General features: G+C 63.3%; 27 protein-coding genes and 1 tRNA gene. 5 read left to right on the top strand and 23 right to left on the bottom strand.

All coding sequences use genetic code 11. The annotated features are described in order from the left end of the window. Positions 1-12: 12 nt before the first annotated feature. On the bottom strand, positions 13-387 hold the full coding sequence (locus DW151_RS02140; RefSeq protein ID WP_117757630.1) for a VOC family protein: 375 nt from the start codon (positions 385-387) through the stop codon (positions 13-15). A gap of 11 nt (positions 388-398) precedes the next feature. Then, complete coding sequence (locus DW151_RS02135; protein WP_055252380.1) at positions 399-686, bottom strand: PTS sugar transporter subunit IIB; 288 nt, start codon at positions 684-686, stop codon at positions 399-401. A gap of 163 nt (positions 687-849) precedes the next feature. On the opposite strand from DW151_RS02135, the gene DW151_RS02130 reads away from it, so the two are divergent. Next, positions 850-1,473 carry a hypothetical protein gene (locus DW151_RS02130; RefSeq protein ID WP_117629965.1) on the top strand — a complete coding sequence of 208 codons (624 nt, stop codon included), beginning with the start codon at positions 850-852 and terminating at the stop codon, positions 1,471-1,473. A gap of 31 nt (positions 1,474-1,504) precedes the next feature. Then, a tRNA-Leu gene (locus DW151_RS02125) sits at positions 1,505-1,589 on the top strand. A gap of 300 nt (positions 1,590-1,889) precedes the next feature. Here the strand turns inward: DW151_RS02125 and DW151_RS02120 are convergent. The 6 genes from DW151_RS02120 to larC form a co-directional block, all read right to left on the bottom strand. Then, positions 1,890-2,891, bottom strand: coding sequence for a hypothetical protein (locus DW151_RS02120; RefSeq protein WP_118334201.1), 1,002 nt, complete (start codon positions 2,889-2,891; stop codon positions 1,890-1,892). A gap of 20 nt (positions 2,892-2,911) precedes the next feature. Then, a complete protein-coding gene (locus DW151_RS10705; protein WP_233543294.1) occupies positions 2,912-3,682 on the bottom strand; it encodes a septum formation initiator family protein in 771 nt (256 codons plus the stop codon). Positions 3,683-3,878: 196 nt separating this feature from the next. After that, positions 3,879-5,168, bottom strand: a complete 1,290-nt coding sequence (eno, locus tag DW151_RS02110; protein ID WP_118334200.1) for a phosphopyruvate hydratase — start codon at positions 5,166-5,168, stop codon at positions 3,879-3,881. A gap of 188 nt (positions 5,169-5,356) precedes the next feature. Continuing rightward, entirely contained in the window at positions 5,357-6,217 is an 861-nt protein-coding gene (gene mazG / locus DW151_RS02105) for a nucleoside triphosphate pyrophosphohydrolase (protein WP_118334198.1), read from the bottom strand. 2 nt (positions 6,218-6,219) lie between these two features. After that, a complete protein-coding gene (gene yfcE / locus DW151_RS02100) occupies positions 6,220-6,768 on the bottom strand; it encodes a phosphodiesterase (protein WP_118270943.1) in 549 nt (182 codons plus the stop codon). Between the two features lie 55 nt (positions 6,769-6,823). After that, positions 6,824-7,309: a nickel insertion protein gene (larC, locus tag DW151_RS02095; RefSeq protein WP_233543293.1), complete on the bottom strand. Its 486-nt coding sequence runs from the start codon at positions 7,307-7,309 to the stop codon at positions 6,824-6,826. A 384-nt stretch (positions 7,310-7,693) separates the two neighbouring features. On the opposite strand from larC, the gene DW151_RS02090 reads away from it, so the two are divergent. The 3 genes from DW151_RS02090 to DW151_RS02080 all read left to right on the top strand — a co-directional run bounded on the left by DW151_RS02090 (position 7,694) and on the right by DW151_RS02080 (position 12,711). Beyond that, entirely contained in the window at positions 7,694-11,260 is a 3,567-nt protein-coding gene (locus tag DW151_RS02090; RefSeq protein WP_118334195.1) for an ATP-binding cassette domain-containing protein, read from the top strand. After that, positions 11,260-11,679 (top strand): nitrous oxide-stimulated promoter family protein, encoded by a 420-nt coding sequence (locus DW151_RS02085; protein WP_089573587.1) that lies wholly within the window; start codon positions 11,260-11,262, stop codon positions 11,677-11,679. The genes DW151_RS02090 and DW151_RS02085 overlap by 1 nt, the downstream gene beginning before the upstream one ends. A 120-nt stretch (positions 11,680-11,799) precedes the next feature. After that, on the top strand, positions 11,800-12,711 hold the full coding sequence (locus tag DW151_RS02080) for a PHP domain-containing protein (RefSeq protein WP_117767024.1): 912 nt from the start codon (positions 11,800-11,802) through the stop codon (positions 12,709-12,711). Between the two features lie 27 nt (positions 12,712-12,738). Here DW151_RS02080 and hisE read toward each other — a convergent pair whose 3' ends face one another. The 15 genes from hisE to DW151_RS02005 form a co-directional block, all read right to left on the bottom strand. After that, positions 12,739-13,056, bottom strand: coding sequence for a phosphoribosyl-ATP diphosphatase (hisE, locus tag DW151_RS02075; protein WP_117583614.1), 318 nt, complete (start codon positions 13,054-13,056; stop codon positions 12,739-12,741). Positions 13,057-13,071: 15 nt separating this feature from the next. Next, entirely contained in the window at positions 13,072-13,299 is a 228-nt protein-coding gene (locus DW151_RS02070) for a hypothetical protein (RefSeq protein ID WP_117799851.1), read from the bottom strand. Next, a complete protein-coding gene (hisI, locus tag DW151_RS02065; protein ID WP_089573591.1) occupies positions 13,296-13,637 on the bottom strand; it encodes a phosphoribosyl-AMP cyclohydrolase in 342 nt (113 codons plus the stop codon). Before hisI ends, DW151_RS02070 begins: the two co-directional genes overlap by 4 nt. 147 nt (positions 13,638-13,784) lie before the next feature. Further along, positions 13,785-14,567: an imidazole glycerol phosphate synthase subunit HisF gene (gene hisF, locus DW151_RS02060; protein ID WP_117799852.1), complete on the bottom strand. Its 783-nt coding sequence runs from the start codon at positions 14,565-14,567 to the stop codon at positions 13,785-13,787. 3 nt (positions 14,568-14,570) lie between these two features. After that, positions 14,571-15,314, bottom strand: a complete 744-nt coding sequence (locus DW151_RS02055; RefSeq protein ID WP_117648476.1) for a HisA/HisF-related TIM barrel protein — start codon at positions 15,312-15,314, stop codon at positions 14,571-14,573. Further along, entirely contained in the window at positions 15,311-16,012 is a 702-nt protein-coding gene (locus tag DW151_RS02050) for an imidazole glycerol phosphate synthase subunit HisH (protein WP_118334194.1), read from the bottom strand. Before DW151_RS02050 ends, DW151_RS02055 begins: the two co-directional genes overlap by 4 nt. A gap of 89 nt (positions 16,013-16,101) precedes the next feature. Further along, on the bottom strand, positions 16,102-16,689 hold the full coding sequence (gene hisB, locus DW151_RS02045) for an imidazoleglycerol-phosphate dehydratase HisB (protein ID WP_118334192.1): 588 nt from the start codon (positions 16,687-16,689) through the stop codon (positions 16,102-16,104). Further along, positions 16,690-17,805 carry a histidinol-phosphate transaminase gene (gene hisC, locus DW151_RS02040; RefSeq protein WP_199579876.1) on the bottom strand — a complete coding sequence of 372 codons (1,116 nt, stop codon included), beginning with the start codon at positions 17,803-17,805 and terminating at the stop codon, positions 16,690-16,692. Position 17,806: 1 nt separating this feature from the next. Continuing rightward, on the bottom strand, positions 17,807-19,243 hold the full coding sequence (gene hisD, locus DW151_RS02035; RefSeq protein WP_117862623.1) for a histidinol dehydrogenase: 1,437 nt from the start codon (positions 19,241-19,243) through the stop codon (positions 17,807-17,809). Positions 19,244-19,348: 105 nt separating this feature from the next. Then, positions 19,349-21,064, bottom strand: a complete 1,716-nt coding sequence (hisG, locus tag DW151_RS02030; protein WP_118334189.1) for an ATP phosphoribosyltransferase — start codon at positions 21,062-21,064, stop codon at positions 19,349-19,351. A gap of 169 nt (positions 21,065-21,233) precedes the next feature. After that, complete coding sequence (locus DW151_RS02025) at positions 21,234-22,070, bottom strand: sugar phosphate isomerase/epimerase (RefSeq protein ID WP_117640904.1); 837 nt, start codon at positions 22,068-22,070, stop codon at positions 21,234-21,236. A gap of 83 nt (positions 22,071-22,153) precedes the next feature. Then, positions 22,154-22,990, bottom strand: a complete 837-nt coding sequence (locus DW151_RS02020; protein WP_118334187.1) for a PTS system mannose/fructose/sorbose family transporter subunit IID — start codon at positions 22,988-22,990, stop codon at positions 22,154-22,156. Further along, the gene (locus DW151_RS02015; RefSeq protein WP_118334185.1) at positions 22,980-23,771 is read right to left on the bottom strand and encodes a PTS sugar transporter subunit IIC; all 792 of its coding nucleotides are present in this window, start codon (positions 23,769-23,771) and stop codon (positions 22,980-22,982) included. The genes DW151_RS02020 and DW151_RS02015 overlap by 11 nt, the downstream gene beginning before the upstream one ends. Positions 23,772-23,779: 8 nt before the next feature. Beyond that, positions 23,780-24,250 carry a PTS sugar transporter subunit IIB gene (locus DW151_RS02010; protein ID WP_117564885.1) on the bottom strand — a complete coding sequence of 157 codons (471 nt, stop codon included), beginning with the start codon at positions 24,248-24,250 and terminating at the stop codon, positions 23,780-23,782. A 16-nt stretch (positions 24,251-24,266) separates the two neighbouring features. Further along, positions 24,267-24,683, bottom strand: coding sequence for a PTS sugar transporter subunit IIA (locus DW151_RS02005; RefSeq protein ID WP_117564884.1), 417 nt, complete (start codon positions 24,681-24,683; stop codon positions 24,267-24,269). Between the last annotated feature and the right edge of the window lie 227 nt (positions 24,684-24,910).

The raw sequence follows: 24,910 nt of genomic DNA, 5'->3' as shown, positions 1-24,910 counted from the left end.
GCAGCCTGTGCGCTACTCGCGGCACAGATGCACGGCGAAACCGGCAAACTCGCGCTTAAAGTACACGAGCTTGGTGCCGCCGTCGGGCAGCAGCACGCGCGACTCCTCGTTGACCTCGAGCCCGCGCTCGGCAAACCACTTCTCGGCCGCATCGATGTCGTTGACAGCAAAGCCAATGTGGCCCTTGGCGCCACGACCGTTCTGCTTCATGATCTCGACCAGCGAATCGTTAAAGTACGAAACCGGGGTCTCGATAACGGGCAGGCCCATCATCGTCGAGAACAGCTCCGCGATCTCCAGGGCGTCTGCCGGGTCAGTGGCGTTAATGCCCACATGGGCAACGCGCATGCCAAAGAGCTCTACCGGGTTGGCGTTCTGCTCACTCATACAGTCAGCGCCTACTGAGCCATAACGTCGAGAACGGCCTTCTCGGCAGCGACGCGGTTCATGCCGGTCATGAAGGGCACGCCGCTCACGTACGGGCAGGTGAGGCCCTCGGGGGCAACGGTGGTGGCGATCAGCAGGTCGGCGCCCTCGTCGCAAGCGTCCTTGGCCTCAGAGATGGCGCACTGCACGATCTCATACTTGCCGGCATAACCGTTGGCGTCGAGCATGGTAGCGACCTTCTGGGCAACGAGCGTGGAAGTAGCAGCGCCAGCACCGCAAGCCAAAACGATCTTCTTCATAGGTAATGTCTCCCTTCATGGTTTACTTTAGGTAAGTGTACCGCAGCGAGCGATGGCACTCGGCCTCGATGAGCTTTTATGCCAGTTTGCTTGCGCGCTGCGTATAATACATCCAGTACGTGTTGTCATACCGCTCGCTTTATGAGCGACTAAGGACCCTAATATGCCCGATTCCCGCACACTCTGGACCGCCGTCGTTATCATCTGTATCGCCGTGTCGGTGTTCTTTAGCATCAAAAAACGCACCACGTTTAAGCGCCTGCAGCAGCTTATGGCTGCCAAGCAGTGGGACGAGTTCGATCGTTTGCTCGACGGCAAACTCACCAGCATGCTGTACCCGCGCTACAACCGCGACTACCTGCGTCTGAACTCCTATCTGCTGCGCGAGGACCACGAGCGCGCCAGCGAGATGTTCGACCTGCTGCTGGGACTCAACCTCCCCAAGATGCAGCGCGTCGACCTGGTCATTAAGGCCTTTAACTACTATGTTGGCCAGGAGGACCGCAAAAAGTCCAAAGAGCTGTTGCGCGAGATCAAGGGCTTTGAGGGCGGTCAAGCCGAGGCGGTTGCACACGAGTGTCAGCTGATGTACGACACGATGATCCTCAAGCGCCACAACGACATTCCCGAGTTGGAGCGCATGCTCGAGGATGTCGGCGACGACCCGGTCAAGCGCTGCCGCCTGGAGTACCTGCTGGCCCTGCAGTACAAGAACAAGGGCGACGAAGCCAAGTTCCAGGAGTTCCTGGAGAAGTCGGGGCAGCACTCGATGGCCGTCAACGCGTAACGGACGGCTTGTGCTAGACTTCTAGTCTCACGGGGGCGTGGCGGAATTGGCATACGCAGGAGACTTAAAATCTCTCGCCGCAAGGATTGTGGGTTCGAGTCCCACCGCCCCTACCATTTGGCTTTTACGGGCCCGTGCCCCATGGGGATGCGGGCTTGTTTCTTTTGGACGCCGGTGGGGCTCGAACCCGCGAGGGGGCGAGCGTCAAGCGGACGCGCAGCGTCCGTAGCGAGCCGGCGAGGGCGCCGACAGGCGGCCGAAGCCGGTGCGCATTTGCGCAGCAAATGCGCAGACGTCCCACCGCCCCTACCACGTATTGTCTACGAGCCCGTGTCCCCAAGGGATGCGGGCTCGTTTCTTTTAGGTGCCGTCAACTGCAGAGCAGCTCATTTGGGACAGAGCTTTTTTGACTACTTTTAAAGGGTGCTCAGGCTCGGGGTCCAGGCGATGGTGGGGGTCGCGCCGTCGAGAACCTCGTTGATGGTGGCGGCCATGCCGGCGAGGAGGCTGTTCTCACTTACGGTGAGCGTCTTGTAGCCGCCGGCTCGCATGAGCTCGCGAATCACCACGACGCCGGCCAGAATCACGCCCGCGCGTTTGGGCTGTACACCCGGTAGCGCGGCGATACCCTCCACATCCAGCGCGGACATACGCTCGATGGCAGCCGAAACCTGCTCCATCGAAAGCTCGCGCAGGTGCACAAAGCTCGAATCATACGGCTCCAGCTCGTGGACCAGAGCCACCAGCGTAGTCACCGTGCCGCCCACCGCGACTAAGCGTTCGGCGCGCTCAAAGTCGACAGGCAGGCCTTCAAAATAGGCGGCAAACTGCTCGCCTGCCCACGCGGCAGCGGCAGCAAGCTCGCCATCCGCGGGCGGCAACGCGGAGAAAAAGCGCTCCGTCACGCGGCGACAACCGATGTCCAGCGAGCGCGTTCCCTCCAGCGCAAAGACGCCGCGCTCCGGCGCGTACACGCCAGTCGCGAGCTCCGTGGATCCGCCGCCCGAATCGGCAACAATGATGCGCTCGCCGGCAAAGTCGTGCGCCACGCCGAAAAACGTCAGGCGCGCCTCGACCTCGCCCGGAATCACCTGTGGCTCAAGCCCCAGATCGCGCAGACCGTCCAACAGCAGCGCGGCATTGGACGCATCGCGCGCGGCACTCGTACACGTGGTGCAGACGCACACGGCCCCAAAGGCACGGGCCTCGTCCACAAACATGTGACACGCAGCGAGCACACGCTCGACAGCCGCCTTGCAAAAGCGCCCCGTCGTGTCCACGCCCTCGCCCAGGTCGGTAATCTCGGTATGCTTGGACGATTCCACAATCGCTCCGCCCTCGACCTGGGCCAACACCAGTCGCGACGACACCGTTCCCAGGTCGATCGCGGCTACCTTATAGCGTTTGCAATTTGTCATTGCGGGCTCCCCTCCGGGCGCTATTTGCCGTTGGACACGACCGTCTGACCCTCGACGCCGTTAAACCCAAACAGCATGTCGAGCGCCTGGATGTACCACGGCGCGTCCTTGCCGACTTCTTCGATTTCCTTGGCCACTTCGCTGGCCTTCTTGGCGTTTGAGGACTTTTTGCTCGACGACGAGTCCGAATCGTCGTCCAAGCCTAGCACGTCAATCTTCTTCTCGCCGGGCATCACCAGGCCCAGGTCCTCGGACGCCGCGTCCTTGATACCCTCCTCCGAGAGCAGCTTGTCGACGCTTTTTTGCAGCTCATCATTGTATTGCTGGCGAATCTCGACCTGCTTGGCCAAGATATCGCTCGAACGCTTTGCCACGTACAGATCGCGCACGGGGAAATACAGGCTCACGAGCACCAGCGCCACCACGATACCGATAAACAGCGGACGCAGAGGGCCATGCGTAAAGTCATAGATCGCCTTGACCACCGCGTTGTCGTTGGCGTAGCGCATAAAGTCCGAGCCCGAAAAACGGTTCGAGGGCCTACTCGGCTTTTCGTGCGTTTGATCCGAGGAACGCTGAGCACGCTCCGAATGCGCCGGGCGCACCGAACGTGGCGGACGGTCCGTCAGCATATTCATTTGAGCACGGGAGTGTGAGGCACTTGTCGGTCGCTGCATGGAGCGGTCGGCACCGGCGTAATCGGACCCGCCAAGCTGCACCGAATGCGCACGGCGAGGTGACGGCTCACGCGAACCGGCGGAATAGTACCTGTTGTCGTAAATCTGATCCATGTGCGCCTTGTGCGGTTGAGGTTTGTTTGCGCTAAGTCTTTTAGTTATAGCACGAGTGCGCGCACCGCCTTCGGCGGCCCTTGCTCGACATAAAAAAGGCGCTGAGCCATATGGCCCAGCGCCCAATGGTGCTCAACAGTGCCCGGCGGGAGCGAGGTGAATCCGAGTCAGCCCCGCCCCCGCACACGCCGCTTGCCTAGCGAATGTTGTAGAACGCGGCCTTGCCGGCGTAGTGCGCGCTGCCCTCGAGCTCGTCCTCGATACGGATGAGCTGGTTGTACTTGGCGATGCGGTCGCTACGGCACGGGGCGCCCGACTTGATCTGGCCGGCATTGACGCCCACGACCAGGTCGGCGATCGTGGAATCCTCGGTCTCGCCGGAGCGGTGGCTCACGATGCAGGCGTAGCCGGCCTCCTTGGCGGTCTCGATGGCCTCGAGCGACTCGGTGAGCGTGCCGATCTGGTTGACCTTGACCAGGATCGCGTTGGCGGCGCCCAGCTTGATGCCCTTCTTGAGGCGCTCGGTGTTGGTGACGAACAGGTCGTCGCCCACCAGCTGCACCTTGTTGCCAATGCGGCGGGTCAGCTCGACCCAGCCGTCCCAGTCCTCCTCGGCCATGCCGTCCTCGATGGAGATGATGGGATAGGTGTCGACGAGCTTCTCCCAGTAATCGACCATCTGGGCACTCGTGTACTCCACGCCCTCGCCCTTGAGTTCGTACATGCCGGTCTCGGCGTTGTAGAACTCGGTCGAGGCCGGGTCCATGGCGTACATGAAGTCGACGCCGGGCTTAAAGCCGGCCTTCTCCACGGCCTTGGTGATGTACTCGAACGGCTCGGCGTTGGTCTTGAGGTTGGGGGCAAAGCCACCCTCGTCGCCCACGCCGCCGCCCAGGCCTGCCTCGTGCAGCACGCCCTTGAGGGTGTGGTATACCTCGGCGCACCAACGCAGGCCCTCGGTAAAGCTCGGGGCGCCCACCGGCATGATCATGAACTCCTGGAAGTCGACGTTGTTGTCGGCATGCACGCCGCCGTTGAGAATGTTCATCATGGGCGTGGGCAGCAGGTGGGCGTTGACGCCACCCAGGTACTGGTACAGCGAAAGACCCGCCGACTCGGCAGCGGCGCGGGCAACTGCCAGCGACACGCCCAGAATGGCGTTGGCGCCGAGATTGGTCTTGTTGGGGGTACCGTCCGCGGCAATCAGCGCGGCATCGACGGCGCGCTGGTCGAAGGCGTCGAGGCCCACGACGGCGTTAGCGCACTCGTTATTGACGTGCTCGACGGCCTGCGAGACGCCCTTGCCCAGGTAGCGACCCTTGTCGCCATCGCGCAGCTCGCAGGCCTCAAAGGCGCCGGTCGAAGCGCCCGAAGGCACCATCGCGCGGCCGAAGCTGCCGTCCTCGAGCACGACCTCGACCTCGACGGTGGGGTTGCCGCGGCTGTCGATTACCTCGCGACCGTAGACATCCAAAATATCGCTCATGTTGTCTCCCTCTCACTTGGAAACGGGTTGAATGCTTGGCGACACGGCTTGCACGCTACAGTGGCGCGCAGGTTCATAAGTTAGCCTTATCGCACTTTTTGCATTATGCCCTAAGTTAGCCAAGGGATACAATCTTTTTGAAAAATAATGGGGGCGATGAGAAAGTCCGTCCCGTCGCCCCCGCAGTCTTACTCCTCTGCCTTTGCGGCATCCCAGAGGTCATTGAGGCCGTGGGTCGAAAGCTCGGCCAGATCCACGTGGGCGTCGGCCGCCATCTGCTCCATCGCGGCCCAGCGGCGGCGGAACTTTGCCGTGCTGGCACGCAGGGCGCTCTCGGCGTCGATTCCCTCCTTGCGCGCAACGTTGACCAGAGCAAAGAGCAGGTCGCCAAACTCCATCTCGCGCTCGGGCGAGCCGGGAGTCTCGGCCTCAAACTCGGCGCGCTCCTCGGCGACCTCGTCCCACACGTCCTGGACTGTCTCCCACTCAAAGCCCACGGCAGCCGCCTTGCGCGACACCTTCTGAGCCTGCATCAGCGCCGGCAGATGCGTGGGCACGCCGTCGAGCAGGCCCTCGGGCGCAGCCTCGCCCGCTGCCACGGCCTTGTCCTTTGCAGCCTTCTCGGCAAGCTTAACCTCGTCCCAGATCTTGAGCACCTCATCGGAGCTCTCGGCGTCCGCATCGCCAAACACGTGCGGATGACGACGGATGAGCTTGGCGTCGATATCGCGTGCCACATCGGCAAGTGTAAACTCGCCGGCGTCCGCCGCAATCTGCGCATGCAGTACCACCTGCATGAGCACGTCGCCCAGCTCCTCGCGCAGATGCGCCACGTCGTCCGCCTCGATGCAATCGAGCGCCTCGTAGGCTTCCTCGATCATGTTCTTGCCAATGCTGCGGTGCGTCTGCTCGCGGTCCCACGGGCAGCCATCGGGCTGACGCAGACGCCAGATAGTCTGCACCAAATGCTGCAGCTCGGCCGACACGTCGACCAGCGTGGACAGATCGCGCGAGCCCTCGGCATTTTGCCGAGCCATGTGCTGCGCCATGATTATTTCTCCTCCAGGATCACGTGACGGAACGCGCCGCCCTCGTAGATGCCGTAGCTGTGCGTGCCGTCCTTGGGGATGCTCACGCTGCCGGGGTTGAAGAGCCATAGGCCCGGGCGTGCCTCGCTTGCCTCGTTAACCTTGATATGCGTGTGGCCGTAGACGAGCGCGGAGCCCTCGGGCAGCGCGGGCACGTGGTCGACGCTGTTGTGCATGCCGGCGCCAAAGACGTGGCCGTGCGTCAGGAACAGTTCACGGCCGGCCTCATCGAACAGCGTGGCGTAGTCCGCCATGACGGGAAAGTCGAGCACCATCTGGTCGACCTCGGCGTCGCAGTTGCCGCGGACGGCGATGATGCGGTCGGCCAGGGCGTTGAGCAGCGGAATCACGCGCTTGGGGGCGTAGTCGCGCGGCAGGTCGTTGCGCGGGCCGTGGTAGAGCAGGTCGCCCAGCAGCACGATGCGGTCGGGCTGCTCGGATTCGATTGCGGCGACCAGACGCTCGGTCCAGTATGCCGAGCCGTGAATGTCGGAAGCGATGAGGTATTTCATGGTGGTCCTTTCGGGTGGGGCTGATGTGGCCGGGCGCGAGATGTCGCCGGCCGCGCTATTCAAATCGCAGTGCCGAGGCTTGTGCCGTCTGCATCACGCGCTGGAGCGGCACGTTATGCTCGCGGGCAAGACGGGCGCAGTCCTCGTACTCGGGCGCCGCACGCTCACTGCCGTCGGGCAGGGTGGCCACCTTGACGGCCACTTCGCCCCAAGGCGTCGCGACCTGCTCAAAACGACGCGGCAGGCAGACGCGTTCCATCACCTGGCGCCGGATGCCGTTCGTGGTGGTTTCCAAAAAGATAATCGTCTGCAGACGGTCAATGTCCTCGCGGGCGCAGATTACCTGCAGCTGCCAACCGGGGCGGCCTTTTTTGCAGTAGAGAGGCAACCAGTGCACCTCGCGGGCGCCCGCCTCGCGCAGGCGGTCCGCGGCATAGGCGAGCACCTCGGGCGACGCATCGTCGATGTCGCACTCCAGCTTGACGATAGTTTCGGGTGCATCGGTCTCGCGGGACAGCGGAGATGTACTTCCACGTTGCATACGGTCCGGATCCTTTCCGCACGGGCTCGTTTTATTCACCCAAACGCTAGCACATCGGACGTGGCACAGGCGTGACTTTCGTCCGTCGCCGCCCTCGCCCCTATCCAAACATGTACGCCAGCCTCCAAACATGTCATTTTTTGCAGCTTTTGGAGGCTGATGTACATGTTTTGGAGCGGGGCCGCGCACGATCAGAATTGCGCTCGCACTCCGTCCACCACAAAGTTCACTACACTCAACAATTTTGAACTTTCTACGCAGTTCATCGGCCAAAAAATTACCCTCGGCATACTTACAGGCTGCACGATGCTACTCTAGTTGCATTTGGCTAACTAAGCGGCTGCCGAGGACCCAGCCCGGCACCGTTACGGCATAGGAGGTTTCATGTTCGAGAAGCGGCTCTTCTCCCTGGTTCCGCAGGCAACGCCCTACATTATGGCAAGCGTCCTGTTTAAGTGGATCGCGCTCATGGCAAACATCACGGTGATGTGGGTGCTTGCGCGCATCTTGGGCGGCATCGTCACGGACGGCCTTTCCGCCGCGCTCGCCGTCGATGCCCTCGCACAGGCGGCCTCGCCGCTCGCCGCCGCCATCATCGCGCGCGCCGCCTCCATCTACCTGGCCCAACGCGCCGGCGACAGGGCCGCGTTCGAGGCCGTCCGCCGCGTGCGCTCGCTCGTCTACGACAAGCTCACCGCACTCGGCCCCTCCTACACCGAGACCGTCCCCACCGCCGAGGCCGTCCAGACCAGCGTCGAGGGCGCCACGCAACTCCAGGTGTACTTTGGCGGCTACCTGCCGCAGCTCTTCTTTGCCGGCTTGGCACCCATCACGCTGTTTGTACTGCTCGTGGGCCAGGCGGGTCTTCCTGCCGCGCTGCTGCTCGCCTGCGTTCCGGTCATCCCCGTCTCCATCATGATGGTCATGCGCAACGCCAAAAAGATCGGTGCCGAGTACTGGGGCAGCTATGTCGATCTGGGCGGCATGTTCCTGGAGGCCGTGCAGGGTCTCACCACCCTTAAGGTCTACCAGGCCGATCGCAGCTGGCACGAGCGCATCAACGCCGAGTCCGAGCGTTTCCGCACAGCGACCATGCGCCTGCTGGTGATGCAGCTGCGCTCCATTTGCGTTATGGACCTGGTCGTCTATATGGGCGCCGCGCTCGGCATTATCGTAGCCGCGCTGCAGCTCGCCACGGGCAAGATTGGCTTTGAGGCGGCCTTCCTCATCGTCTTTCTGTCGCAGGAGTTCTTTTTGCCCATGCGCCGCCTGGGATCGCTGTTCCACACGGCCATGAACGGCATGGCCGCCTCGCGCCGCATGTTTGGCATTTTGGATACGCCCGAGCCCGAGCGCGGCGATGTTGAGCTTGACGGTCGCGGCGATATCGAGCTCGCGGGCGTGAGCTATGCATACGGCAACCGCACGGTGCTGGACAGCGCCAGCGCGACCATTGCGCACGGCTCGCTCGTGGCACTCGTGGGCGAAAGCGGCGGCGGCAAGTCCACGCTCGCGGGGATTATCGCGGGCCGCAAGGGTGCCTACCGTGGCAGCGTTCGCATTGGCGGCGTCGAGCTGCGCGATGCCACGGCCGCCTCACTCATGCGCGCCGTCACGCTGGTGCCCACCAACGGCTACCTGTTTGCCGGCACCCTGCGCGACAACCTGCTGCTCGCCCAGCCCAACGCCACCGACGCCGAGCTTTTGCGCGCGCTCGGCCGCACGCGCGTGGCGGCCTTTGTGCAGGCCAACGGCGGGCTCGACATGGTGATTAACGAGGGCGGCACCAACCTTTCGGGTGGCCAGCGCCAGCGCGTGTGCATGGCACGCGCCCTGCTGCACGACTCGCCGATCTATGTGTTTGACGAGGCGACGAGCAACGTCGATGCCACAAGCGAAGCCGCAATCGGCGAGGTCATTGCATCGCTCGCCGGCGAGCACACCGTAATCGTGGTGGCGCATCGCCTGTCGACAATCGTGGACGCCGATCAGATTCTGGTGCTGGAGCGCGGTCGCATTGCCGAGCGCGGGACTCACGGCGAGCTCTTGGCAACCGCGGGCGCCTATGCGCGCATGTGGAACAGCCAGGAGCAGCTCTCGGCATATGCGTATGCGGAGGGTGATGCCGAGGATGCCGGCGCGGTTGAGGCTGTTGACGGCAGCACCGCCCGTACCGATGGCCTCAACGGTGCCGGCTCGTCTTCCGCTGCCGCGGTGCCTGACTCCGGCCGCGCCCGTCGCTCGGCGCCGTCCATCATGTGGCGCATGATGGGGCTCGTCCGACCGCTTGCCGGCTGGCTTGTGCTAGCCGTCGCGCTGGGCAGCATTGGCATGCTCACCGCCGCGTTCGTGCCGGCCTTTGGCGCCCTTGGCCTTATGGCCGCGCTGGGCCGCAACGCCTTGGGGCTTGGTCTTATCGTCACATGCGCGGCCTGTGCCGCCTGCGGCATCGCGCGCGGGCCGCTCCACTACGGCGAGCAGCTCTGCAACCATTACATCGCATTCCGTCTGCTCGCACACATTCGCGACCTGGTGTTTGGCGCCCTGCGCCAGCTCGCCCCCGCCAAGCTCGAGGGCCGCGGCAAGGGCGAGCTCGTGAGCCTGGTCACCTCGGATATCGAGCTGCTCGAGGTCTTCTACGCGCACACCATCTCGCCCATTGCCATAGCTCTGGTCTGCACCGTTGTGTTTGAGGGCTTTTTGCTGGCTGTGAGCCCCGAGCTCGCGGGCATCGCGCTCGTGGCCTACGCGGTCCTGGGCGTGCTGCTGCCCCTGACCTCGGCCAAGGCATGCGGCACCACCGGCCGCCAGAGCCGCGAGGGCGCCGGTAAGCTGGGCGCCTTTGTACTCGACAGTCTGCGCGGCGCGGGCGAGACCATCCAGTTTGCCGGTGGCACCGATCGCAGCCGTGCCCTGGGCAAGCTGACCGAGCAAGTCGGCGCCGTGGACGCGCGCCTCAAGCGCCGCCAGGCGGTCAGCGAGGCCGTAGCCGATGCGCTTATTCTTGTGGCTAATCTGGTGATGCTCGGGCGTGCGCTGCAGCTGGTGGCTGCGGGAACGATTGACTTTGCCGCAGCGTTTGTCGCCGTCTTTACCTTTGTGTCGTCGTTTGGCTCGGTGATGGCCGTGAGCCGCCTGGGCGCCTCACTGCAGGAGACGCTCGCCTCGGGCGCACGCGTGCTCGATTTGCTCGACGAGCAGCCCCAGTGCGCCGAGGTCGCCGATGGACAGAACGTTGAGTTTGCCGGCGCCGCAGCCGAGCATGTGAGCTTTAGCTATGTGGGCGGCGTGGACGCGGGCGGTGCGGGCGCCACAGAGCAGGTCGCGAACGACACCGCTGCGAGTCTCATCCTCGACGACGTGACCTGCACCTTTGCGCCCGGTACCATGACCTGCATCATGGGGCGCTCGGGTTCGGGCAAGTCGACGCTGCTTAAGCTGCTCATGCGCTTTTGGGACCCCGCAGCCGGCACCATCACGGTGAGCGGCGTCGATGCCCGCCACATCAACACGGCGAGCCTGCGCAGCCACGAGGCCTATATGACCCAGGACACGCATCTGTTCTGCGGCACCGTACGCGAGAACCTGCTGGTCGCGCACGCCAACGCCACCGATGCCGAGCTGCTCGACGCTTGCCGCTCCGCCTCACTCACCACGCTCATCGACCGTCTGCCGCAGGGACTCGACACGCCCGTTGCCGAGCTGGGCGACTCGCTTTCGGGCGGCGAGCGCCAGCGCATCGGCCTTGCGCGCATCTTCCTCAACGACGCACCCTTCATCTTGCTCGACGAACCCACCAGCGCGCTCGATGCTCTCAACGAGGCGTCCGTGATGCAGGCAATCGACGAGCTCAAGCGCCGCGGCAAGACCATTGTGCTCGTGAGCCACCGTGCCAGCACCTGCGCGTTTGCCGATTTCTCGCTTTCGGTCGAGCACGGGAGGCTGAGCTAATGGCGCGCCCAGTCGACACACCGGAGCTAGCACGCAAACGTGAGCGTGAGGCCCAAATGGTGTCGCAGATGATTGCGCTGTGGTGTCGTGGGCATCATGGCGGCGGGCATGTGGTCGAACAGGCTGGCGGCGATGAGTCCGTGCGCGTGAAACTCGGCCTTCGAACCATTACGCTCTGCCCCGAATGCGCCGAGCTGCAGAAATACGCCATCGCGCGCATTGAGCACTGCCCGCACATGGGCACCAAGACATTTTGCTCGGCATGTCCTTCGCATTGTTACCGGCCTGCCATGCGCGAGAAGATCCGCGAGGTTATGCGTTGGTCGGGACCGCGTATGATCCGCTATCGCCCCATCACCGCCGTGAGACACGCGATGGTAACAGTGCAGGCCAAACGCGCGGCGGCACGAAGCAAGTAGTCGCCGGCGCCGGCACGCGCCGCCCCGCCTTTCCACTCGATTTCGGCACCCGGCGTGCGCGGCGTGTTGAGAGCTGCACCATTACAATGGAGCGGATTCACCAAATGCAAAGGAGTCGCCATGCCCGCCTGCCCGCTGGTCGATTGCCATACTCATACCTCGTTCTCGGACGGGCACGCCTCGTTCGAGGACAACGTCCGTGCCGCTGCTGCCGCCGGCTGCCGCGTCATGGTCTCGACCGACCACCTTACCCTGCCCGCCAGTATGGATGCTAACTGCGAGGTGCAGGTCGTCGAGGGCGACTTGCCGGCACATCGTTTGGCCTTTGAGGACGCCCGCAAACTCGCCGCGCAGATTGCGCCGGAGCTCACCTTTATCTACGGTTTTGAATGCGATTGGTACGAGGGCTGCGAGCCCTTGGTAGAGCACTGGTCCCAGGGCGCCGTCGTACGTCTGGGCAGCGTGCACTGGATTGGCAACCCGGGCGATATTGCGGCAGGCGCCGCGGGCACGGCAGGGACAGAGGACGTCGCGCGCCCCGATACACCCGATTCCCTTTGCGGTTGGATCGACGACGATACCAACTTGCATGTTTGGGAAAACTTAGGCGTGCGCGGCGTGTGGGAGTGCTACGTCGACGACTGGTGCCGTGCTTGCGAAAGCTCACTCAACTTTGACGCGATGGCCCATCCCGACCTGGTCATGCGCTTTTCGAAGGACGGCTTTGCACCCGACTTTGACCCCGCGCCGTTTTGGGAGCAGATGGCCGAATGCGCCCACGATACGGGTCGCCGCGTTGAGGTCTCGACCGCCGCACCGCGCAAGGGGCTCGACGATTACTACCCCGCGACCGGGCTGTTGCGCCGCTTCGCCCATGCCGAGGTGCCCATCACCTTTGGCTCGGACGCGCACCGCGCCTGCGACATCTGCTGGAACATCCGCGAGGCCCAGGCCCACGCCTACGACTGCGGCTACCGGGCCTTCGATATCCCCCACCCCACCGGCGAATGGGAATCCACGCCCCTCGCCTAACTAGTCGTTTAAGAACGTCCCCAATGACTAGTGGCGGCGGGCGTTGAGTTCGCCGGCCAGTTCGTCGAGGGTGATGCCGTAGCGCTCGAGCGTCACGAGCAGGTGGTAGATCAGGTCGCCGGCCTCGTAGCGAATGTGATCGTGGTCGTTATCCTTGCAGGCCATGATCACCTCGCTCGCCTCCTCGGCAAGCTTCTTGAGCAGCTCGTCCTCGACGTCGGTCAGCAGACGGGCGGTGTAGCTCTCCTGTGGCGACGCATCGCGACGACCGTGAATCACCTCGGCCAGACCCGTCAGCGTCTCGCCGATATTTCCCGGCTGCACGTTAGCTGTTCTGACTCCCATGGTTATTTCCTCTCGTTACTGCAGCGTAAAGTAGGTACCGGTCTCATCGAACCGAGGCTTTGCGCCCTTTTTCTCAAAGAACTCGACGATGACGGCATGGGCCTCATCGAGCCTTTCCTTCTCGGCCTCGAGCCAAAGCGACTGCGCCCCGCAGGCATCAGTCAGGTGCACGCGGCATGGCACGCCCGCGCGGAGGAGCTCGGTGTTGCATTCGGCGACCTCGAACGGCGTCACGACTTTCATCGCACTCCCCCTTCCACGCGCTTAAAGAAGCAGGTACGGTTGCCGGTATGGCAGGCCGGGCCCGGTGAGTCCACCTTGACCAGCAGCGTATCGCTATCGCAGTCGGCCCAGAGCTCCTTGACCTCCTGCATGTTGCCACTCGTCGCGCCCTTGTTCCAGAGCTCCTGACGGCTGCGACTCCAAAACCACGTGGTCCCGGTCTTGAGCGTCAGCCCCACCGATTCCTCGTTCATCCAAGCAACCATAAGCACCTCACCGGTGTCATGCTGCTGAACCACGCAAGGAATCAGCCCGCGGGCGTCGTATTTAAGCTCGGTAGCATTTATTACCTCAGTCATCATTTCTCCCAAGTAACAAACGAAATCCCACAGGTCGGCGAGGGTTGTCCAGGTGCCGCAGGTTGCCGCGAAAGAGGAGCGACGCGTACTTTGGTACGCGAGCGACGGTTTGAGCGGCAAGATGCGGTGCCTGGGCAAGCCGCAGCACTAGAAGTCCAGCCTCACAGGGATGCCTTGGCTGGCCATATACTCCTTCACCTGGCGAATGCTGAAAGTTCCAAAGTGAAAGACGCTGGCCGCCAGCACGGCATCGGCCTCGCCCTCGATCACGCCCTCGGCAAAATGCTCGAGCGTGCCCACGCCGCCGCTTGCGATCACCGGGATCGGCACCGCGCGCGCCACGGCGCGGGTGAGTGCCAGGTCGAAGCCAGCCTTGGTGCCGTCGCGATCCATGCTGGTGAGCAAGATCTCACCGGCGCCGCGACGAGCCGCTTCCTCGGCCCACGCCACCGCATCGATACCCGTGGCGTTGCGACCGCCCGCCGTGAAGACCTCCCACTTGTCGGCATCCGGCTGACCGGGCAGGCCCACGCGCTTGGCATCAATCGCCACGACCACGGCCTGGCTGCCAAACGCCGCGGCGGCCTGGCTGATCAACGACGGATCGCGCACGGCGGCAGAGTTAAGCGACACCTTGTCGGCACCGGCGGCAACCATGGTTCGCATGCCCGCCAAGTCGCGGAAACCGCCGCCCACGGTATAGGGAATAGCGAGCTCCTCGGCCGCGTGCGCCGCCATCTCGATGGTCGTCGCGCGGTTGTCGCTCGTCGCGGTAATGTCCAGGAAGACGACCTCGTCTGCACCCTCGCGGTCGTAGGCGCGCGCCAGCTCCACCGGGTCGCCAGCATCGCGCAGGCTCACAAAGTTGACGCCCTTGACCACGCGGCCGTCCTTAACATCCAGACAGGGAATCACGCGTTTGGCAAGCATGGGCTACTCCTTCCCTCGGGCGGCGGCCAACGCCTGGGCCAGCGTAAAGTTGCCCTCGTAGAGCGCACGACCGGTAATGGCACCCTCGATGGCATCCTCGCCCACCGCGGCCAGTGCGCGGATATCATCGAGCGTCGAGATGCCGCCCGAAGCCACGACGGGAAAGCCCGCGACCTCGGCCACATGGCGATACGCCGCCACGTCGATGCCCGTCTGCATGCCATCGCGCGCGATGTCGGTATACACCAGATGCTTAAAGCCCAGCTCGGTGAGCTGCGCCACGGCGTCGTCGAGCGCCACACCCGCGCCGTCGCGCCAACCATTCACCTTGACCTGGCCGTCACGGGCGGCAATGTCTGCCACCAGTAACTCGCCAAAGCCTTGCGCCGCCACCTCGGCAAATCCCGGCTCGGTCACGAGCACCGTGCCTAGCGCGATGCGACGCGCGCCGTAGCCGGCCAGCTCGTCGATGCGCGCGAGCGAGCGAACGCCGCCGCCCACGTCCGCGGACAGACCGTCGACGCCGCAGATGGCCTTAATCGCTGCCAAGTTGGCAGCGCACGCGTCCTCGTCCTCGCCAAAGGCAGCGGACAGGTCGACGACGTGCACCCAGCTCGCGCCCTGCTCGGCAAAGGAGCGGGCAACGGCCACGGGATCGTCAGAATACACCTTACAGCGGCTCCGGTCGCCGCGCTCCAGGCGCACGACCTTGCCGCCGATCAAATCGATTGCGGGAAACAGAATCATCGGCCGGCCCCCTCGACGATGCTCACGAAGTTCTTAAGGATGCGCTGACCCAGCGCAGAGGATTTCTCGGGATGGAACTGGCAGCCCCACACGTTGCCGTGGCGCACGATGCACGGGAAGCTCCGTGTATAGTGCGTGCGCGCCAACACATCGGCGGCATCGACGTCGTCGGCCACCGCGTAGCTGTGAGTGAAATACATGTTGGCGCCCTCGGCAAAACCGGCAAGCAACGGATCGGCCGCACCGGCGGGCGTCATGCGCACCTGGTCCCAGCCCACGTGCGGGACCTTCAGACGGCTCGACTCCAGGTGCGTGCACGAGCCACGCATGATGCCCAGGCCATCGACCCAGGGACCACCGGCCTGCTCGGAGGCATCGTCGTCCGCGTCCGCGTCCTCGTTCGCAGGCACGCCCTCGTTGCCGCGCTCAAAAAACAGCTGAAGGCCCAGGCAGATGCCGAGCAGCGGAGTTCCGGCGGCAACGGCATCGAGCACGGCCACCTCCTCGCCGCTCTGACGCATAAAGGCGATCGCGTCATAGAACGCACCCACGCCCGGGATGACCAGGCCGTCGGCGTTGCGGATCTGCTCCGGATCGTCCGACGTGCAGGCGGCAGCACCGGCGCGCGCAAGCCCGCGCACGACGCTCGACAAGTTGCCCTTGTGGTAGTCGACCACCACGATCTTCGGTTCGCCCACGCGACCCCTCCTCTTCTCATCATCCAAAACCACCACAAAGGTGCCTGTCCCCTTTGTGGTGGTTTTTGCCCTTACGGCGGTTGCAGCGGTTACAGTGAGCCCTTGGTGCTGGGGATGCCCTGCACGCGGGGATCGAGCTCGCAGGCGCGGCGCATCGTGCGGCCCACGGCCTTAAAGGCGGCTTCGATAATGTGGTGCGAGTTGCCGCCCGCCAGCTCGCGCACGTGCAGCGTGAGCTTGGCGTCACGCGCGAAGGCATAGAAGAACTCGACGGCCAGCTCAGTATCGAAGCTGCCCACGCGCTCGGTCGGCACGGGCAGCTCGCAATAGGCCTGGCCGCGACCCGAAATGTCCACGGCGGCCATCACGAGCGTCTCGTCCATGGCGATCGCCGCGTCGGCAAAGCGCGTAATACCCGCCTTGTCGCCCAGCGCCTGGCAAAACGCCTCGCCCAGCACAATGCCCGTGTCCTCGACGGTGTGGTGTGCGTCGACCTCCACATCGCCTACCACATGCACCGTCAAATCAAACAGGCCATGGCGGCCAAAGGCGTTGAGCATGTGGTCGAAAAACGGCACGCCGGTCGAGATATCGCACGCACCGGTTCCGTCCAGGTCGAGCTTTACGACAATATCGGTCTCGCCCGTCCTGCGGGTCACCTCGGCATAACGGCCCATCTACATCTCCTCCTTCACCAGCGCGGCAAATGCGGCCAGCACCTCGTCGTTTTCCTGCGGCGTGCCCACGGTAACGCGCAGACAGTCCGCAAGCCCCGGCGCGTAGCTAAAGTCGCGCACCAAAATCGAGTACTCGTCGCGCAAACGCTCGCGCACGCGCGTAGCATGCGGCGTGCGCACGAGCACAAAGTTCGCCGCGCTCGACCATGCCTCCACGGGCATGCCCTCGGCAGCCATTGCGCGCAGGGCGCACAGCTCGCGCTCGCGCTCGGATGCGATCTGTGCCACCACGGGCGTGTAGGCATCACGGGCACGCACGCAGGCAAGTGCTGCCGCCTGGCTCAGCACGTTAACTGAATAGATCTGGCGAATCGCCGCGAACACGTCGATGACTTCCGGCGCCGCGATCACGTAACCCAGACGCGTACCGGCAGCGCCAAACGCCTTGGACAACGTATGCAGAATCACCAGGTTGGGATGCTCGGCGATAAGCCCCTGCGCCGTGGTGACCGCGCCAAACGAATCGTCGGCAAACTCCACGTAGGCCTCGTCAACCATTACCATGCCGGGGCACGCATCGCACAGCGCCGCGACAAAGTCGAGCGGTGCCACGTCACCCGTGGGGTTGTTGGGCGAGGTCACGATTGCCAGGTTGCACTCGGACGCCGCCGCAAGCACGGCTGCCTGGTCGAGCTCAAAGGTCGCGGGGTCGCGCCACACGTCGCGCACCTCGGTCTGACAGAGCGACGCAAAGAACGCATACTCGCTAAAGCACGGCGGGCAGTTGAGCAGGGTCCGTCCCGCGCCGCCAAACGCCAACAGGTAGTTATAGAGCAGCTCGTCGCCGCCGTTGCCCACGCAGACATTCTCGCGCGTCACGCCATGCCAAGCGGCAAGCTCGTCGCGCAGGTCGTTGGACATGGGGTCGGGATAGCGGTTGAGCGGCGTGGCGGCAAGCGCCGCATCAACCGCCTCGCGCACGTCGGCCGGCACGGGGTAGGTGTTCTCGTTTGCCGAAAGGTTGATGCGCGTGGGCGTAAAGTTGGGATCGTAGGGCTCAATGCCGGCCAAGTAGGGCTGGACGAGCTCCTTCATGCGCGGCGTGAGTTCGGCCATATTAGGCCTCCTTGCCAGTCGCGCCGGCGCCATCCGCGCTTGCAGCCGCCAGGTCCACGCCCTCGGCAACCGTCGCCACGGCGTCGCCCGGCCAGGCAACCTTGGTCAGGTCGGCCGCGGCGAGCGACTCGGCGCTCACGGCATCCTCGCCCTGCTCCAACACGCGGCGGCGCAGTGCGGCCGAAAGCGCGTGTGCCCACAGACCCTCGGCCTCGGCCAGGCGCTGCGTAGCGGGAGCATCGGAGAGCAGGCCCTCGGGTGTATAGCAAATGACACTCGAGCGCTTGACGAACTCTTCGACCGAAAGCGGGTTGGAGAACATGGCCGTGCCGCCGGTCGGCAGCGTGTGATTGGGGCCGGCAACGTAATCGCCGAGCGGCTCGGAGCTCCAAGCGCCCACAAAGATGGCGCCGGCGTTGCGAATGCCGCCGAGCAGGCCCATCGCATCCTTGCAATGCAGCTCAAGGTGCTCGGGCGCCACGGTGTTCACTGCCTCGACGGCAGCCGCCATGTCGGCGGCCACCACGATGGTGCCTTCGTTGTCGAGCGAGGCACGCGTGATCTCGGCACGCGGGGACTGTGCCACCAGGATGTCGATACCTGCCTCAACCTCACGCGCAAACTGCTCGTCGCAGGTCACCAGATAGCAGGCCGCCAGCGGATCATGCTCGGCCTGGGCCATCAGGTCGGCCGCGACCACCATGGGCTTGGCCGTGGCGTCGGCCAGCACGCAGACCTCGGAGGGACCGGCGACCATATCGATACCCACATCACCCGAGACAATCTGCTTGGCAGCGGCGACAAAGGCGTTACCCGGGCCGGTAATCTTGTCGACACGCGGAATGGTCTCGGTACCGTACGCCAGCGCGGCCACGGCCTGGGCGCCGCCCACCATATAGATTTCGTCCACGCCGCCGAGCTTGGCCGCCGCGAGCGTATAGGGGCTAATCAGACCATCTTTTTGCGGCGGGGTCACCATGACCACGCGCTCAACGCCGGCGACCTTGGCGGGAATGGCGTTCATAAGCACGGTGGAAGGGTACTGCGCGCGACCGCCCGGTACATAGATGCCGGCCGCCGCGAGCGGGGTCACCTTAACGCCGAGCATCGTGCCGTCCGGGCGCGTGGTAAACCAGCTCTGCTCGACCTCGCGCTGGTGGAACTCGCGAATCTGGCGTGCAGCCTTTTCGAGCGCCGCGACAAAAGCGGGATCGAGGCCTTCGAGCGCGGCATCGATCTGCTCTTGCGGCAGACGGAAGCTCTGCAGCTCAACGCCGTCAAAACGCTGACAGTAATCGCGCACCGCGGCATCGCCGTTGGCGCGCACGTTGGCCACGATATCGCGGGCGGCGTCGACGATGTTTTGCGGTAGCACGCCCTTGCGGTTGAGCTGGTTGGTAACGAGGCGCTCACCGGGAGCAAGCTTGATGGTCTTCATATCGGTATCCCCTATCGGTCGAGGTTGTGTTCGAAAAACGAGAGGCCGGGCGGCGGCGCCAATCGGCCCGCAGCCCGTACGTTGGGGCGCCCGTGCGCGCTCGCGCTATTGTGCCGAGCCCGCGACGGGCTCAAAACGCTTGTCCTTCACGGCAGTCGCCAGGCGATCGGCCAGGTTGCGAACGCGCGGGTCCAGGCGCGCGGCGCCCGGGTTGACAAAGAAGCGGGCCGTGCAGTCCATGATGCGGCCGGTGATGACCAAGTCGTTGTCGCGTAGGGTGGCACCAGTGGCGGTAATGTCCACGATGCGATCGGTCATACCGACGATGGGCCCCAGCTCGATATTGCCGTGCAGCGAGACGATGTCGGCGTTCACGCCGCGCTCAGCATACCAGGCACTCGCGATGCGCGGGTACTTGGTTGCCACGCGAAGCGACCCGCGGCGGGCATAGTTGCGCTCGGCCTGACCGGCGCGCCACGCGGGCTCCGCCTCGATAAAGGTGCACAGGCCGTAGCCCAGATCGACCAGCTGCAGCAGGTTGAGGTCGGCCTCGATGAGCGAGTCCCAACCGCAGATGCCGCAATCGGCACCGCCGCAGCCCACAAAGGCGGGCGCATCGCTGGGGCGCACAATGACAAACTCGATATCTCCGACCGCGCCCTCACCGGCACGCGTGTCTCGTCCGCGCACGATCAGGTGACGACCGGGGTCGCGCAGCCCAGAGACGTCTAAGCCCGCTGCCTCGAGCACGTCAAGGGTGTCGGCCTTAAGCGAGCCCTTGGGCACGGCAATGCGCAGCGGACCCTCGGCGCCACGGCCCACGGCGTGATCGCCATCGGAAGCGGCGTCCTCGGCCGAGGTGCGCGCGGCCTCCAGACGCTCGAGCGAAAAGGCGAAGCCCGCCGCCGGCACCTCGATGCCGTCGCCGAACGCGCCGGTAAAGATGGAGTCGTAGCGGCCGCCCGAGCCCACCGGATCGGGCAGGCCACCGGCATAGGCCTTAAAGACCAGACCCGTGTAGTAATCAAAAGAGTTCATGATGGAGAAGTCGAACGACAGCACCCGGGCGTCCTCGGGCGCCAGGCCCTCGACCAGGGCACGCAGTTCGCGCGTCAGCGGCGCGGCGATACCGGCAGCCTCCAGCAGTGCGTCCACGCGGTCGAGTACCTCGGCTCCGCCGTGCAAGCGCGGCAGCTCGCTAATGGCGGCCTTGACGGCATCGGACTCGGCGCTTGCCGCCACGCGAGAATCGAGGCCCACGAAGTCGTTGGCGTGCACGCAGCACAGGGCTTCGGCAGCCAGCTCGCGATCCTCGCACGCCGCGAGCAGCTCCTTAAACGGACGCACACTACCTGCGATAATGCGCGCATCGGGCAGCGCGAGCTTACGCACGGCCTCGGCCACGAGCGAGACAATCTCGACATCGCCCGCGGCATCGCCCTCACCGATGAGCTCAAAGCCCAGTTGTGTAAACTGGCGCGAGCCGCCGGCATTGCGCTGGCACTCACGAACCACCGGCGCCTCGTAGCGCAGGCGCAGCGGCAGATCGGCCGCGCGCATGCGGGTCGAAACCAAGCGCACGATCGGCAGCGTGTTGTCGGGACGGACCACCAGCAGGCGACCGTCATCATCAAAGAGCTTAAACGGCGTGTCCGCAATGCGTCCGCCTTCCTCAAGCGAACCCTTGTCCTCGAGCAGCGGCGTCTCGACCGGAAGGTAATGATGCTCCCTGAAGCAGCCCTTCACCGTACATGCGATCTCCTCGCGCGCCTGAGCCTCCTCGGGCAATATGTCCCGGAATCCCCACGGTGTGGCCGTCATCTGGTGAGCCTCCTCATGCTGTACTTCGTATAGAACAGAAGACCGGCATAGCTCCGCCGGTCTTCTGGGTACTTTAGCATACTAGAGTGTTTGCGGGGGAAATCCGTCGCAGCCGCTCACACCGTATTCATTTGGAAACATGGGGCAGATTGCCGCAGCCCAACCCCACCTAGGCGCCAATCGCACGACGATACTCTGCCATTACCTGCGCATCGGCAGCTGCGGGGTCGGCAAAATAGCGCCCGTCATAGGTCTCGGCTGAAACAACTCCGCGATAGCCGCGCGCCACCAGCCTATCCAGGTCAGCGCGCATATCGCGGTCGCCGTCACCCCAGGCAAGATGCGTCGTGCCATCTGCCGCAACATCGACAAAATGCACGTGGGCGACATCATCGCCAAGCAGATCGAAGTAATCGTCGATGGTATCCCCCGCCACCGCCATGGCGCCCATATCCAGACACGCCTTAAGTGCCGGATGATCAACTGCCTCGATCATGCGCTTCGTATCGGCCGCCGAGTTCACGATCATCGACTCAACCGGCTGTAGGGCTTCGAGCACCAGTCGCACGCCGCGTTCTCCCGCATGCTCGGCAATCGCACGCAGCATCGAGGCGCTGCGACCCCACGCGTCCTCGATCGGCTCGTTCAAAAATGCCCAGCCGCTCGAGACCATGACCTGCTCGGCTCCAAGTTCCGCCGCGATATCCACAACGTTCTTAAAGTACGCGAGCGTGCGGGCACGCGCCTCATTCCCACGCGCCGCGATATTCCACGGCTTGGGGTTGTTCTGTTCGGGACAAAGCCCAACAATCCGAACTCCATACCGCTGCGACAGCTCCCGCACCTGCTCGAGCGAATCGTATCCATGGCAATCGACATACAGATGCATCGCCCCGGTCCAAAGCTCGCAACACGTGTAGCCCGAGGCCGCTGCCGAGGAAAAGAATTCCTCAAGGTCAAAATAGCGATGGCTGATATTCATGACGGCAAGCTGCGGATACTCCATCTTGTCCACCTTTCGGCAAAAGGGCGCCGCAGCACAATGTGCGCGACGCCCCCTCTTACATTGTTTTAATTATGACGGATGCCCTACTGAACACCAAGCACTCCAAAGAACGCGCCGGCGATGCTCACGAGTAGGATCACGAGCATAATGAGCAGCGGATTCATCTTCTTCTTGAGCATGAGATAGACGATTCCAAACAGCCCCATCGTGACAAAGCCCGGGAAGATTCCGTTGAGCAGCTCGGCCAGCGTCTGAGCGCCATCGCCCGCGCCGACCATGAGCGGAATGTCCACGGTGACCATCTCCATGGTCATAGCACCGATCACCATGGCGCCCATGATAGAGGCCATCTTGACGATCGTGTCCATAATGCCCGATTCCTGGACCTTGCTGATCATGTCCGAGCCAAAGCGATATCCCACAAACGTCAGCAGGTAACGAATGATGTAGTGAGGGACGTTGAACACGAGCAGGAACAAAATCGGGCCAAGAATAGAGCCCTGCAGCGCCAGCGACGTGCCGATACCCGTTGCCAAAACTCGCAGCGTGCCCCAGTAGAAGGCATCGCCCACGCCGGACAGCGGTCCCATCAAAGCAAGCTTGACATTAGAGATCGCGCTCGTGTCAAAGTTATCTTCGGTGGCGTTGACTTCTTCCATTGCGGCAGCAATAGACATGGGGAGCGTCGAAATGTACGGCGTGACGTTATAGAGCTCCATATGGCGCTTGAGTGCGGCCTTAAAGTCTGCATCCTGCGGATACAGCTTGCGAAGAATCGGCATAAGGGCCCACATAAAGCCGATATGGCCCATACGCTCGTAGTTCCAGGAGTGCTCATAGGGAATCGAGCGCCAGAACAGCTTCTTAAGATCTGCGCGGGTAATCAACCCGTCGTAGGAAGACTCAAACTTAAAACTCATCGAACCCACTCCCAATCGCAGGATTCTCGGTTGCCACTGCGGGCTGCTCCGCCTTTTTCTTCTCGCCCAAAACCGTCATCGCGACGACGATGATCGCGGCAAAGATCGCCACGCCCGTCGTGCTAATGCCAAAGTAGGCGACGAGGAAGAAGCCAGCGAAGAAGAACGGAGCCACCGTTTTGTTCATAATCATCTGCGCCAGCATCGCAAAGCCGAGTGCGGGCAAGAAGGCGGCGGCGACATCCATGCCGGTCTGAACGAAATCGGGGATGATGTTGAGCAGGCTGGCGACGGCATCGGCGCCAAAGAAGAATGCCAGGGGAATGATCAGCAGGCCGCACCAGCTCTGCGCGTAACCGGCGATGAGCATGTTGCGCGTGATGGCCTTGGTGTCTCCGTCCTCGACGTTTTTGTCGATACGGTGCACCAGCAGAAGCATGACCGGCTGGCCCAGGGCCGTATCGAGCGCCAGGACGATCGTTGCGATGGGAATGCCCAGGGTCAGGGCCGCCGAAGCGTCCGCGCCGGCCTGCATGGCAAGCGACACGCCCAGAATGGTTCCGGAAATCGTATCGGGCGGGTTATACGCACCGACCGAGATGGCGCCGACCATGGCAAGCTCCATCGTGGCGCCCATGATCGTGCCGGTCACCATGTCGCCCATGACAAGGCCAACCAGAGGTCCGAGCACGATCGGGCGCTGGAGGTAGCTCGTGCCCGTCAGCCACTCGGAATAACCCAAAAGGGCAATAAGGAAAATCAGGATTGTCTTGATAACCATGACGGCCCCTAACCGATGACCTTCGCGGCGTCAGTCTTCGCATCTGCCGGAATCATCTGAATGAACAGTTCATAGCCCTCGCCGAGCAGCTCCTTCACGTAGGCCTCGTTCTCGGGCGTGAGGAACACGCTCGTCGAGACCTGGCGGGCATTCTCGCTAAAGGCAACGTTGCCGAGGTTGATCTTCTTGACTCCCATCGCCTTGGCGACGGCACCGGCCTGCTGAATCGTCTCGCAAACCACGAAGAGTTTGTACTTATCGGTCACACCGCTCTGGAGCGCCTTGACAGCATCCTCGGTGTTTTTGACGACGACCTTGCATCCTTCGGGCTTTGCAAGGGACAGGGCCTGCAGACGAAGCTTGTCATTGAGGACCGTGTCGCTCACTAACAGGATGCAGTCGGCACCCAGAGCCGAGGTCCAGCTAACGGCAACCTGGCCGTGAAGCAGTCGATAATCTACACGAATCATCTGAATCATGATGTGCTCCTAACGATTAAAACTCATCGAGTTCGGCCTGCCCCAGCAGGTCGTTGACGTACTTGACCTTAGTGTCGTCCGCCTCGACGATCTGGCGAATGGCCTCGTCGATCGGAGTGGAATCGGGTACGAACAGCAGCTGAATAAGGAGTGGCAAGTTCATATTGGTCACGAGGTGCGTGTTGGGACGCGTCTGGACGATCTTGGTGAACTCGTTGTTGACGCTGCCGCCAAAGAGGTCAGTGCACACGACAACTTCGTCGTCCGCGGCAAAGCCGTCCAGAATCGCTGCAGCCTCCTTGGACAGGTCCTCGTTTCCGTCGACATACATAGAGAGCGCATGGACGTTTTCGCGCTCACCGGAAAGCAGGCCGATGCTCTCGACGATTCCAGACGCGAAATGAGCATGGGACGCCACGATAAACTGCCTCATTCGATCCCCTTCCTAGCGAATTTCGGCATAAAAATGCCCGGACGCATGCGCCCGGGCAGGGTGCTTCTTAAATGAGTGGTCAACTATTAGTAGTCGAACTGGTGATAGTAGCGACGGTAGTTGAGGTTGTGCTTGGTGACCGTCTCGTAGTAAGCGGCAAGGCGATCGGTGATCAGCGAGGAAAGGATCCACGGAGACACGATGACGCGGAACTCGTCGTCAAGGCC

Origin of the sequence: Collinsella sp. AM13-34, from assembly GCF_003473055.1 — a bacterium.
In the GTDB taxonomy this organism is placed as follows: Bacteria; Actinomycetota; Coriobacteriia; order Coriobacteriales; family Coriobacteriaceae; genus Collinsella.
The sequence above is the reverse complement of the archived record's forward strand: the minus strand, read 5'-3'. Positions and strand labels throughout refer to the sequence as shown.